An 11863-nucleotide genomic window follows, 5' to 3' on the forward strand; every position below is an offset into this window, starting at 1 on the left:
TGCACGGCCCGGATGAGAGTGAGGCAGCACCCCATGCCCCCCTTCGACGTCCCCGAGGGCGACCCCTTCGGCCCGCACAACCTTCCCTATGGCGTGTTCTCGCCCTCCGGCAGCACGGAGCGGAGGGTCGGCGTCCGGCTCGGGGACCAGGTCCTCGACGCGGGCGCCGCGGCCGCCGCCCTCGGCTCGCCGCACCACGCGCTGCTCGCCCAGCCCACCCTCAACGCGCTGCTGGCCGCCGGCCGCCCGGTCTGGACGGAGGTACGGCGCGCCGTCACGGCCTGGGTCACCGACCCCGCGCACCGCGAGACGGTCGAGCCGCTGTTCCACCCCCTGTCCGAGGTGACCCTGCACCTGCCCTTCGAGGTGGCGGACTACGTCGACTTCTACGCCTCGGAGAACCACGCCCGGAACGTCGGCCGGATCTTCCGCCCGGACGCCGAGGACTCCCTCACCCCCAACTGGAAGCACCTGCCGATCGGTTACCACGGCCGATCCGGCACGGTCGTCGTCTCCGGCACGGACGTCGTACGGCCGTCCGGGCAGCGCAAGGCCCCGGCCGACCCCGCCCCCGTCTTCGGCCCGTCGATCCGGCTGGACATCGAGGCCGAGGTCGGCTTCGTCGTGGGCGTGCCGACCGAGCTGGGCCGGCCGGTCGCGCTCGGCGACTTCCGCGACCACGTCTTCGGGCTGTGCCTGCTGAACGACTGGTCCGCGCGGGACATCCAGGCCTGGGAGTACGTCCCCCTCGGCCCCTTTCTCGGCAAGTCCTTCGCGACCTCGGTGTCTGCGTGGATCACCCCGCTGCAAGCGCTGGAGCACGCGCGCGTGGCGCCTCCGGAGCGCACACACCCGCTGCTGCCGTACCTGGACGACTCGGCACCCGGCATCGAGCCGGGCGGCTACGACCTGCGGATCTCCGTCGCCATCAACGGCCACGTGGTCTCCGAGCCGCCCTTTTCGACCATGTACTGGACCGCCGCCCAGCAGCTCGCCCACATGACGGTGAACGGCGCCTCCCTGCGCACCGGCGACCTGTACGGCTCGGGCACGGTCAGCGGCCCCGAGGAGCGCCAGCGCGGCTCCCTGCTGGAGCTGACCTGGAACGGCCGCGACCCCCTCGAACTCCCGGACGGCAAGCGGACCTTCCTGGAGGACGGGGACGTGGTGACTCTGTCGGCCTGGGCCCCCGGCGCGGACGGGCGCAGAGTGGGGCTGGGGGAGGTCAGCGGGCGCGTTGTGACGGGGTGACGGGCCACCTTGTAGCACGAGGTCCCACACGTCCGCCGGGGCCGGCAGGGGCGGCACCGTGGCCCGCGCTTACCGCGAACCGGAGGCCGCGTCCCTGATCCGGGCCCGGCGCGGCGCGGGCACGCGCGTGGCCGCGCCGTCCCTGGCGCCCGCAGCCATGAGAGGTGTGAACTCATCGGTGGCACGGGTGACTTCACGGCCTGCACAGTGGCCCTGGGCTCGGAGCGGACGACGTGCTGGAGGCGGTGCGGCAGGCCTTTCGGGAGCGGGAGCCGCAGGGCTTCCGCGCCGCAAGCCGGGCAAGCCGGACCCGGGGGAGATCGGACGGCCGCAACCGCGGGACCGATCGCCGCCGAGACCTGCCTCTCGCCGCCCCGCACCGTCATACTGGGCGGACACGCACCACGCGAGGCGCCCTCGGCGCATCGCCCCGCACCACCCGCATCCGCACAACTCTCCGACCAGGAACCGGAGCCCCGGCATGACCATCTGCCTGCTCCTGCTGAGCGTCGTCGCCCTCACGGCCGCCCTGCCGGCGCCGCGCGCGCTGACCCGTGCCGCCTGGCCCGAGCGGGAACCCGTGGTCGCGCTGTGGGTGTGGCAGTGCCTGGTCGCCACCGTCCTGCTGTGCTGCCTGGCCGCACTGGTCCTGGGCGCGGCGGCCGTCTTCCACACCGTCCGCGACCGCGTGTTCGCCCCCGCGCCGCCCTCCGTCACCGCCGCCTACGACCTCTCCTCCGCGCCGGTGTGGGCCGCCGGCCTCACCGTGCTGCTGGCCTGCGGGGCCGCCTGGACGACGGCGATGCTGGCGCGGGAACTCGTCGAGGCCCGCCGCACCCGTGGCCAGGCCCGCGCCCAGCTGCGGGAGCGTGCCCCCGACCTCCCGGCCGGACTGCCGGCGGCACGCGGGCCGATGCTGGTGCTGGAGGACGAGTACCCGGACGCCTGGTGGATGCCCGGACACCCGCCGCAGCTGGTCGTCACCACGGGCGCGCTCCACCGGCTCACCGACCACCAGCTGGACGCCGTCCTCACCCACGAGCGCGGGCACGCGCGTGCCCACCACGACTGGCTGCTGCACCTGTCCACCGCGCTCGCAACGGGCTTCCCGCGCGTGCCGCTGTTCGCCCACTTCTGCGACCAGACGCACCGCCTGGTCGAGCTGGCCGCCGACGACACGGCGTCCCGGCGCTGCGGCCACCTCACCACGGCCCTCGCGCTGATCGAGCTGAACCAGCACCGGGGTGTCCTGTCCTGCGACTCCAGCCGCCGTCTCCTCGGCGAACGCGTGGACCGCCTGCTGGAACCGCCACCACGGCTGCTGCGCCGGCACCGCGCCCTGACGACGACGGTGGCCGCCCTGGTGCCGCTGCTTCCGCTGCTGATCACGTTCGCGCCGGGACTGACGGCACTGTCCTGACGGCCGCAGCCCGACCGGGTCAGCCGGGTGGCGGATCTCCCCGTCCGGAGAGGAAAACCCGCAGCTCAGTGGCGTATCCGACGCTCCCTCACCTGGCGCAACACTTCGGCAACACGAGTTTCCCTACCGCATCGGTATGGTTCCAGCCATGCCACCCACCGACCGCCCCCGGGACAACGCCGGTCAGGGCGCCGCGACCACCGTCGCCGCCCACCGCGCGCGTCGTCGGCTGCGCGCGGACCGGGCCAGGCAGCTCGCCGATCTGCTGCGCCGCCAGATCCTCACCGGTGCCTTCCAGAACGGCCCCCTCTCCCACGAGTCGACCCTCGCCGCCGACTACCGAGCCTCCCGCAACACCGTCCGCCAGGCCTTGGACCTGCTCAGGGCCGAGGGCCTGGTGGAACGGCTGCCCGGCGTCGGCACCGTGGTCGTAGCCCGGAAGTACCCGCACGGGCTCGACCGCCTCATGGGCCTCGCGGAAACCCTCCGCGAACATGGCCGCGTCACCAACGAGGTCCGCACCATGGGCCCGGCCCCCGCACCCGCCCCGGTGGCCGACCGCCTCCACGTCCCCGCCGGCGCCGATGTCCTCTACATCGAGCGTCTGCGCCGCCTGAACGGCCTGCCCCTCTCCCTCGACCTCACCTACATCCCGCTCGACATCGGCACCGCCCTGCTCGGTGCCGACCTGGAGAACACCGATGTCTTCCGCCTCCTGGAAGCCATCACCGGCCAGCGCCTCGGCCAGGCCGAGATCACCCTGGAAGCGGTGAACGCGGACACCCACTCCGCCGCCGTGCTCCAAGCCCCGCGCGGCGCCGCCGTACTGATGCTGGAACGCCTCACCCACCTCGCCGACGGCCGCCCCGTCGACCTGGAGTTCATTCGCTTCCGCGGCGACCGGATCACCATGAGCGGCCTGCTCCACCGGTCGTAGACACCCTTCCACCACCCCTGCCTGCACGTTTCCTGGAGACAGCCATGCCCTTGGCGCCCCAGCGGGCCGACGTGCCCGTGACCATCGACGAGTCGAAGTGCATCGACGGCTGCACCCTCTGCGTGGACATGTGCCCGCTGGACTCCCTCGCGATCGACGAGACCAACGGCAAGGCGTACATGCACGTCGACGAGTGCTGGTACTGCGGCCCCTGCGCGGCCCGCTGCCCCACCGGGGCCGTCACGGTCAACATGCCCTACCTGCTCCGGTGAGAGGTCCAACCGCCATGAAACGAACGGCAGTCGCCGCATCCATCGCCGCGCTCCTCCTCCCCCTGTCCGCCTGCGGCGGCAGCGCCGAGGCGGGCAGCGGCTCCACAGTCACCGTGACCATCGGCTACCAGTCCAGGACCATCAACACCGTCACCGCGGGCACCCTGCTGCGCTCCCTCGGTTCCTTCGAGAAGCAGCTCAACTCCCTGCACGACGGCCACACCTACAAGGTCGACTGGCAGGACTATGCCACCGGCGCGCCGATCACCGCCCAGATGACCGCCGGCAAGGTGGACATCGGCTCGATGGGCGACTTCCCGCTGCTGCTCAACGCCGCCCGCGGCAAGCAGCTCGGCCGCCCCACCCGCCTGGTCTCGGTGACCGGTTACAACCTCCGCGGCGGTCTCAACACCGTCGTGACCGCGCCCGGCTCGAAACTCACCTCCCTGCAGGACCTCAAGGGCAAGAAGGTCTCCACGAGCGTCGGCTCCGCCGCAGACGGCACCCTCGTACGGGCCCTGCAACGCGCCGGCATCGACCCGGACAAGGGCATCTCCAAACTCAACCAGCAGCCTGCCGTCGGCGCCTCGGCGCTCTCCTCCGGTGGCGTGGACGCCCTGTCGCAGTTCGTCGCCTGGCCGGGCCTGCTCGCCTACCAGGGCAAGGCGAAGGCCCTGTACGACGGCGCCCAGCTGAATCTGCCCACCTTCCATGGCGTCACCGCCCGGGAGGACTTCGCCAAACAGCACCCGGCCGTTCTGGAGGCCTTTCTCAAGGCCCAGGCGGCGGCGACGGACTACCTCAACGCCCACCCCGTCGCCGCCGCAGAGAAGGTCGCGAAGGCCACCGGTCTGCCCGCCGAGGTCGTCTACCTCTACAACGGCGCCCGCGGCATCGCCACCTTCGACCCGGCCGTCAAGCCACAGCTCGTCTCGGCGCTGAAGCAGGACGTGTCCGTGCTGAAGGCCGCCAAGCTGACCGGCGACATCAACGTGGACTCCTTCGTCGACGACCAGTACGTCAAGAAGGCCCTCGGTCCCTCCTATGCCGGGCGGCTCACGGCCACACCCGCGCCGGCTGCGAGCGAGGTGTGGCCCAAGGGCAGCGAGAAGACGGTCTCCTTCAAGTCGGCGAAGGAGCTGCTGATTTATGTGGGTGGACACCAAGGCGGCATCCGCGCCGCCTACGTGGCCGACGCCACCACCGGCACCCTCTGGTTCGCCGACAAGGCTGTCTGGGTGGCCGACGGCAACCAGTTGCTGCCCTTCGTCACACCGGCGACCGCCCAGGCCTACATCGCCGCCCACGGCGGCGCACGTACGGTCTCGTACCGCGAGGCTCTGGAGCGGGCCTCATGACCCGGCGACCCCTCGCCCGGTATGCGCTGCGGACGGCCTCCCTGGCCGCTTTTCTCGGCCTGTGGCAGCTGCTGACCAGCCTCGACGTCGATCTGTGGCTGCGCTTCTCGCAGTTCCCGACGGTCACCGACGTGGCCCGCGCCTTCGCCGGCCGGCTCTCCGGAGGCGACTTCTGGACCGACCTCACCGACAGCCTCACCCGGATCCTGACCGGCTTTGCTCTGGCGGCCGTCCTGGGCGTGGCCACGGGTGTGCTCGTGGCCCGTTCGCGCCTCGCCGAGGATCTGCTCGGCCCGGTCCTGGAAGTGATCCGCCCGGTCCCGGCGATCGCCCTCGTCCCGGTCGCGATCCTGCTCTTCCCGTCCGATGAGCAGGGCATCGTCTTCATCACCTGCACCGCCGCCTTCTTCCCCGTGCTGGTCTCCACCCGGCACGCGGTCCGCGCGCTGACCCCCGTCTGGGAAGAGGCGGTGCGCACCATGGGCGGCGGGCGGCTGCGGATCCTCGGTTCGGTCGTACTGCCGGGCGCGCTGCCCGGCATCTTCGGCGGGCTGTCGGTCGGCATCGGCGTGTCGTGGATCTGCGTGATCTCCGCCGAGATGATCTCCGGCCAGTACGGGGTCGGCTACCGCACCTGGCAGGACTACACGGTGGTGAACTACCCGGGCGTCTTCGTCGGCATGGTCACGATCGGCGTTCTCGGCTGGGTCACCTCCACGGCCGTGGAACTCCTCGGCCGGCGCCTGACCCGCTGGCTGCCCCGCACCTCGTACGTCCCCGGTGGCCGCACCCGCGCGCCCCGGCCTGTCGCCGCACCCGTCCGTGCCAACAGCGATTCCAAGCACCAGGCCCAGTCCGAGCAGCAGGGCCAGAAGGACACCGAGGAGGCCCGCGATGAGCACCTCGTCTGAGACCGTGACCTCTCCCGTCGCGCCGGTATCGGGCTCCGTACGCGGCACCCGGCTCACCTTCCGGGCCGCCGTGCTCGGCCACCCGGACGCGCCGGTGCTGTACGACGTCGACCTGGACGTCTCCCCCGGCGAGATCCTCACCGTCGTCGGCCCGTCCGGCTGCGGCAAGTCCACGCTGCTGCGCACCCTCGCCGGGCTGTTGCCTCCGCTGGGCGGCGTGGCAGAAGTGGACGGTGTCCCGCTGACGGGGCCGTCGGCCGACCGTGCGCTGGTCTTTCAGGAGGATGCGCTGCTGCCATGGCGTACCTTGCGCGGGAACGTCGAACTGCCGCTCGCCATCAGTGGCGTACCGCGCTCCGAACGCCGCTCCCGGGCCGAGTCCTGGCTCGGCCGCGTCGGACTCAGCGCGCATGCGGGGCAGTTGCCGCACCGGGTGTCCGGTGGGCAGCGCCAGCGTGCCCAGTTGGCCCGTGCGCTGGCCGACAGCCCGCGAGCGGTCCTCATGGACGAGCCCTTCGGCGCCCTTGACGCCCAGACCCGCTCCGGCATGCAGGACCTGCTGGTGGAGGTGTTGCGCGGCACGGGCGCAACCGTCGTCTTCGTCACGCACGACGTCGACGAGGCCCTCTTCCTCGGCGACCGCGTGGCCGTGCTCGGCTCCGGCCGGGTGGCCGCCGTACGGGACGTGCCCGGGCCGCGTGACCGCGGGGCCGTGGACGACCCGGCCCGCGTGGCTCTGCGCCGCGACATCCTCACCTCGCTCGGCTCCTGAAAGGCACCCCGGTGACCACCCTCGCCACCACTCACCCGGAGATCCCCGCCATCGCCGACGCCGAGGAGCTGAGCTGCGACGTCCTCGTCATCGGCGGCGGCACCGCCGGCACCATGGCCGCCCTGACCGCCGCCGAGCACGGTGCGAACGTCCTGCTGCTGGAGAAGGCCCATGTCCGCCACTCCGGCGCGCTCGCCATGGGCATGGACGGCGTCAACAACGCGGTCATCCCCGGCCGCGCCGACCCCGACGACTACGTCGCCGAGATCACCCGCGCCAACGACGGCATCGTCGACCAGTCCACCGTCCGCCAGACCGCCACCCGCGGTTTCGCCATGGTGCAGCGGCTGGAGTCGTACGGCGTCAAGTTCGAGAAGGACGAGCACGGTGAGTACGCGGTGCGCCAGGTGCATCGCTCCGGCTCGTACGTACTGCCCATGCCAGAGGGCAAGGACGTCAAAAAGGTCCTGTACCGGCAGCTCAGGCGGCGCGAGATGAGGGAGCGGATCCGGATCGAGAACCGGGTGATGCCGGTCCGGGTCCTGACCGCCGAGGGGCGGGCCGTGGGCGCCGCCGGCTTCCACACCCGCACCGGCGCCTTCGTCACCATCCGCGCGGGCGCCGTCATCCTCGCCACCGGCGCCTGCGGCCGGCTCGGCCTGCCCGCCTCCGGCTACCTCTACGGCACCTACGAGAACCCCACCAACGCCGGTGACGGGTACGCCATGGCCTACCACGCGGGCGCCGAGCTGACCGGTATCGAGTGCTTCCAGATCAACCCGCTGATCAAGGACTACAACGGCCCGGCCTGCGCCTACGTCGCCAACCCCTTCGGCGGCTACCAGGTCAACCGGCACGGCGAGCGTTTCGTCGACTCCGACTACTGGTCGGGGCAGATGATGGCCGAGTTCGCCGCCGAGGTCGCCGGCAACCGCGGCCCGGTCTACCTCAAGCTCAGCCACCTCCCGGAGGAGTCGATCTCCGCGCTGGAGTCGATCCTGCACTCCACCGAGCGGCCCACCCGGGGCACCTTCCACTCCGGGCGCGGGCACGACTACCGCACCCACGACGTCGAGATGCACATCTCCGAGATCGGCCTGTGCGGCGGCCACTCCGCCTCCGGCGTCCGCGTCGACGACCACGCCCGTACGACCGTGCCCCGCCTCTACGCCGCCGGTGACCTCGCCTGCGTGCCGCACAACTACATGATCGGCGCCTTCGTCTTCGGCGACCTCGCGGGCGCGGACGCCGCCCAGTACACCGCGTACGAGGGGGAGCTTCCCGCCGAGCAGGTGCGCGAGGCGCATGAGCTGATCTACGGCCCGCTGCGCAACCCGGACGGTCCGCCGCAGCCCCAGGTCGAGTACAAGCTGCGCCGCTTCGTGAACGACTACGTGGCACCGCCGAAGTCCGGGGCCCGGCTCTCCCTCGCCCTGGAGGCCTTCGAGCGGATGCGCGCCGACATCGCCGCCATGGGTGCCCGCAGCCCGCACGAGCTGATGCGCTGCGCCGAGGTCGGCTTCATCCGTGACTGCGCCGAGATGGCCGCTCGCGCCTCTCTCGCCCGCACCGAGTCCCGCTGGGGCCTCTACCACAACCGTCTCGACCACCCGGGCCGCGACGACGTGTCCTGGTTCCACCATCTCGATCTGCACAAGTCCCCCTCTGGTGCGATGGAGTTCACGGCTCGTCCCGTGGCTCCGTATCTGGTCCCGGTCAAGGAGTTCGCGCCGGTCGGCGGTCCCTCACGCCGGCTCGGCGAGGTCCGTCCCGAGGACGTGGCCACGGCCGGGCCACGCGAGGTGGCACCGGTCGCCGCAGGACCGACGTCCGCGCGTGTCACCGCCTCCGCCGACCGGGCCGACGTGGCGGACACCGCCTCGCCCCGGCTCCTCGAACTGCTGGCACTGGCCGAGACGGAACCCGAACTCGCCGTACTCGGGCCCTACTTGGCCGACCCGGACCCCGCCGTCCGTCGTACGGCCGTCTCGGTGCTCACCGAGACGGTGCCGGCTGGCACCGGGCAGGCTCTGGCCGGCGCCCTGTCCGATCCCGACGCCAAGGTCCGCGCGGCCGCCGCTGCCTCACTGCGCGAGCTGGTCGAGACCCTGCCGCCCGAACCCGCCCTCGGCACCGCTCTCACCGGCGCCCTCACCTCGCTCGACCCGGTGGTCCGCGCCGCCGCTCTCGATGTGCTGCGCGCCCTGCGGCTCGGCGAGGCCGGGGTGTTCGCGGCAGGGCTGGACGACCCCGACATCGCTGTCCGCACCGAGGCCGTACGGGCCCTTGTCGCCGTCGACGCGGTCGGACCGCTGACGGCTGCTGCGAACGATCCGTCCCGGGAGGTCCGGGTCACCGTGGCCAAGGCCCTGGCCTCCGTCGGCTCGGCGTCCCTGACCGCAGCCGACCGGGCGCTGCTCACCACCGCCCTGGACCGGCTCATCGGGGACAGCGATCCCCTGGTGCGTGGCGTCGCGTTCGCCGCCCTGGCCGACACCGGCTGCCCGGACCCGCTCGCCAACCGCGCCGTGGCCGCGCTGACCGACCCTGCCTGGCAGGTCCGCTCCGGCGCCGCCACCGCGCTGTCGGCCGCGTCCGCCGAGGCAGCCGTCCCCGCCCTGGCCAAGGCACTGGCCGACCCCAACGCCGACGTCCGCAAGGCGACGGTGCTGGCCCTGACCCGGCATCGGGCCACGGAGGAGGCCCGCGCGGCCCTCGCCACGGCCACGTCCGACACCGACGCGGACGTCAGGGCGTACGCGGCTCGGGGCCTGTGACGGCCACCGCGTCCGGACGGACAGGGGGCTATATCCAGTCGTCCGGCCCAGGCTCCTCGTCCGGCTCCGGCCAGTCGGCGTCCTGCGCGTCGCCCGCGGTCGGGGCCGGGTCGTCCAAAGCGGCCAGCACGGCCAGCACGCCCTCCCCGTACGTCGCCAGCTTCTTCTCGCCGACGCCGCTCACCGTGCCGAGCTCACGCACCGAACCGGGCCTGCGGCTGACGATCTCCCGCAGGGTGGCGTCATGGAAGATGACGTACGCCGGCACGCCCTGCTCGCGGGCCTGTTCGGCGCGCCAGGCACGCAGCGCCTCGAAGGCGGGGAGGAGTTCGTCGGGCAGCTCGGCCGCGGCGGCCTTGGCCTTGCGGTCGCCGCCGGAGGGGCCGGCCGACCGGGACCGGGAGACGGCGGGCTTCTTCGGCTCCTTGCGCAGCGGCACCTCCCGCTCTCTCCGCAGCACGGTGCCGCTCGCCTCGGTGAGCACCAGAGTGCCGTACTCCCCCTCGACCGCGAGCAGCCCCTGGGCCAGCAGCTGCCGGATGACGCCCCGCCACTCGGCCTCGGTGAGGTCCTGTCCGATGCCGAAGACGGACAGCTGGTCGTGGTCGAACTGGATCACCTTGCCGGTGCGCTTGCCGAGCAGGATGTCGACGATCTGCACGGCGCCGAACTTCTGCCCCCGCTCCCGCTGCAGCCGTACCACCGTCGACAGCACCTTCTGCGCGGCGATCGTGCCGTCCCAGGTCTCCGGCGGGGTGAGGCAGGTGTCGCAGTTGCCGCAGGCCTCCGCGTCGGGGTCCTGGCCGAAGTAGGCGAGCAGCTGGCCGCGGCGGCACCGGGCCGTCTCGCACAGCGCGAGCATGGCGTCGAGGTGGGCGGTGACCCGGCGGCGGAACGCCTCGTCGCCCTCGCCGGACTGGATCAGCTTGCGCTGCTGTATGACGTCGTTCAGGCCGTACGCCATCCAGGCCGTGGACGGCAGTCCGTCGCGGCCCGCGCGGCCGGTCTCCTGGTAGTAGCCCTCGATCGACTTGGGCAGGTCCAGGTGGGCGACGAACCGTACGTCCGGCTTGTCGATTCCCATGCCGAAGGCGATGGTCGCCACCACGACCAGGCCGTCCTCGCGCAGGAAACGTGCTTGATGGGCGGCGCGCATGCCCGCGTCCAGGCCCGCGTGGTACGGCACCGCCGCGATGCCGTTGGCGGCCAGGAACTCCGCCGTCCGCTCCACCGAGTTGCGCGACAGGCAGTACACGATGCCGGCGTCGCCCGCGTGCTCCTCGCGAAGGAAGGCGAGCAGCTGCTTCCTGGGGTCGGCCTTGGGCACGATCCGGTACTGGATGTTGGGTCGGTCGAAGCTGGCGACGAAGTGGCGGGCCGTCGGCAGGTTCAGCCGCTGGGTGAGCTCCTGGTGGGTGGCGTGGGTGGCCGTGGCGGTGAGGGCGATGCGCGGGACGTCCGGCCAGCGCTCGCCGAGGAGGGACAGGGTGAGGTAGTCGGGGCGGAAGTCGTGACCCCACTGGGACACGCAGTGCGCCTCGTCGATCGCGAAGACGGAGATCTTGCCGCGGGAGAGCAGGTCCAGGGTGCCCTCCAGGCGCAGCCGCTCCGGCGCCAGGTACAGCAGGTCAAGCTCGCCGGCCAGGAACTCGGCCTCGACCACGCGCCGCTCGTCGAAGTCCTGCGTGGAGTTGATGAAGCCGGCGCGCCCGCCCAGGGCACGCAGGGCGTCCACCTGGTCCTGCATGAGGGCGATCAGCGGCGAGATCACCACGCCCGTACCCGGTCTGACCAGGGCCGGGATCTGGTAGCACAGCGACTTTCCGCCGCCGGTGGGCATGAGGACGACGGCGTCGCCGCCCGCCACGACATGCTCGATGATCGCTGCCTGCTCGCCCCGGAAGGCCTCGTATCCGAAGACCCGGTGCAGGGTGGCCAGCGCCTCGCTGTCGGCCGCGCCCGGCCCCTCGGTCACCTGTGGCATCTCGCTGATCCCGCCCGTCGCACCCATCGTCCTGTCCCCCGTCGGTCCCCCGTGTGTCGTTCCTCGACCACTGCCTCCACCATAGGGGCCCGGACCGACAGCCTCGGAGTTATCCACAGGCTTGGTCCGTTCTTCCGCGTCATCGGACGCTGACGTGAAGCGACGAGCGGCTTTCCCCTGT

9 protein-coding genes are annotated in these 11863 nt (G+C 72.3%); 8 read left to right on the plus strand and 1 reads right to left on the minus strand.

The features are described from left to right. Positions 1 to 33: 33 nt before the first annotated feature. The 8 genes from fahA to ACIBJF_RS19525 all read left to right on the plus strand — a co-directional run bounded on the left by fahA (position 34) and on the right by ACIBJF_RS19525 (position 9698). Positions 34 to 1251: a fumarylacetoacetase gene (gene fahA / locus ACIBJF_RS19490; protein WP_399175086.1), complete on the plus strand. Its 1218-nt coding sequence runs from the start codon at positions 34 to 36 to the stop codon at positions 1249 to 1251. Between the two features lie 481 nt (positions 1252 to 1732). Then, positions 1733 to 2671: a M56 family metallopeptidase gene (locus ACIBJF_RS19495; protein WP_399175088.1), complete on the plus strand. Its 939-nt coding sequence runs from the start codon at positions 1733 to 1735 to the stop codon at positions 2669 to 2671. 148 nt (positions 2672 to 2819) lie between these two features. Beyond that, complete coding sequence (locus tag ACIBJF_RS19500) at positions 2820 to 3608, plus strand: GntR family transcriptional regulator (protein ID WP_399175089.1); 789 nt, start codon at positions 2820 to 2822, stop codon at positions 3606 to 3608. 44 nt (positions 3609 to 3652) lie between these two features. Beyond that, positions 3653 to 3880 (plus strand): ferredoxin family protein, encoded by a 228-nt coding sequence (locus tag ACIBJF_RS19505; protein ID WP_031166915.1) that lies wholly within the window; start codon positions 3653 to 3655, stop codon positions 3878 to 3880. A 14-nt stretch (positions 3881 to 3894) separates the two neighbouring features. After that, a complete protein-coding gene (locus ACIBJF_RS19510; RefSeq protein ID WP_399175092.1) occupies positions 3895 to 5238 on the plus strand; it encodes an ABC transporter substrate-binding protein in 1344 nt (447 codons plus the stop codon). Next, positions 5235 to 6149, plus strand: a complete 915-nt coding sequence (locus ACIBJF_RS19515; protein ID WP_399175094.1) for an ABC transporter permease — start codon at positions 5235 to 5237, stop codon at positions 6147 to 6149. Before ACIBJF_RS19510 ends, ACIBJF_RS19515 begins: the two co-directional genes overlap by 4 nt. After that, complete coding sequence (locus ACIBJF_RS19520; RefSeq protein WP_399175096.1) at positions 6133 to 6921, plus strand: ABC transporter ATP-binding protein; 789 nt, start codon at positions 6133 to 6135, stop codon at positions 6919 to 6921. Before ACIBJF_RS19515 ends, ACIBJF_RS19520 begins: the two co-directional genes overlap by 17 nt. 11 nt (positions 6922 to 6932) lie before the next feature. Next, complete coding sequence (locus ACIBJF_RS19525; protein WP_399175098.1) at positions 6933 to 9698, plus strand: fumarate reductase/succinate dehydrogenase flavoprotein subunit; 2766 nt, start codon at positions 6933 to 6935, stop codon at positions 9696 to 9698. A 28-nt stretch (positions 9699 to 9726) separates the two neighbouring features. On the opposite strand, the gene recQ is transcribed toward ACIBJF_RS19525, so the two are convergent. After that, a complete protein-coding gene (gene recQ, locus ACIBJF_RS19530; protein WP_399175099.1) occupies positions 9727 to 11709 on the minus strand; it encodes a DNA helicase RecQ in 1983 nt (660 codons plus the stop codon). Positions 11710 to 11863: the final 154 nt, after the last annotated feature.

The organism is Streptomyces sp. NPDC050743 (assembly GCF_044456925.1).
Taxonomy (GTDB): Bacteria; Actinomycetota; Actinomycetes; order Streptomycetales; family Streptomycetaceae; genus Streptomyces.

What these genes read in the sequence shown, in the direction of transcription:
- fahA (WP_399175086.1), top strand. Translation starts at nt 34, where the DNA reads ATGCCCCCCTTCGACGTCCCCGAGGGCGACCCCTTCGGCCCGCACAAC.
- ACIBJF_RS19520 (WP_399175096.1), top strand. Translation starts at nt 6,133, where the DNA reads ATGAGCACCTCGTCTGAGACCGTGACCTCTCCCGTCGCGCCGGTATCG.
- ACIBJF_RS19500 (WP_399175089.1), top strand. Translation starts at nt 2,820, where the DNA reads ATGCCACCCACCGACCGCCCCCGGGACAACGCCGGTCAGGGCGCCGCG.
- ACIBJF_RS19495 (WP_399175088.1), top strand. Translation starts at nt 1,733, where the DNA reads ATGACCATCTGCCTGCTCCTGCTGAGCGTCGTCGCCCTCACGGCCGCC.
- ACIBJF_RS19505 (WP_031166915.1), top strand. Translation starts at nt 3,653, where the DNA reads ATGCCCTTGGCGCCCCAGCGGGCCGACGTGCCCGTGACCATCGACGAG.
- recQ (WP_399175099.1), bottom strand. Translation starts at nt 11,709, where the DNA reads ATGGGTGCGACGGGCGGGATCAGCGAGATGCCACAGGTGACCGAGGGG.
- ACIBJF_RS19515 (WP_399175094.1), top strand. Translation starts at nt 5,235, where the DNA reads ATGACCCGGCGACCCCTCGCCCGGTATGCGCTGCGGACGGCCTCCCTG.
- ACIBJF_RS19510 (WP_399175092.1), top strand. Translation starts at nt 3,895, where the DNA reads ATGAAACGAACGGCAGTCGCCGCATCCATCGCCGCGCTCCTCCTCCCC.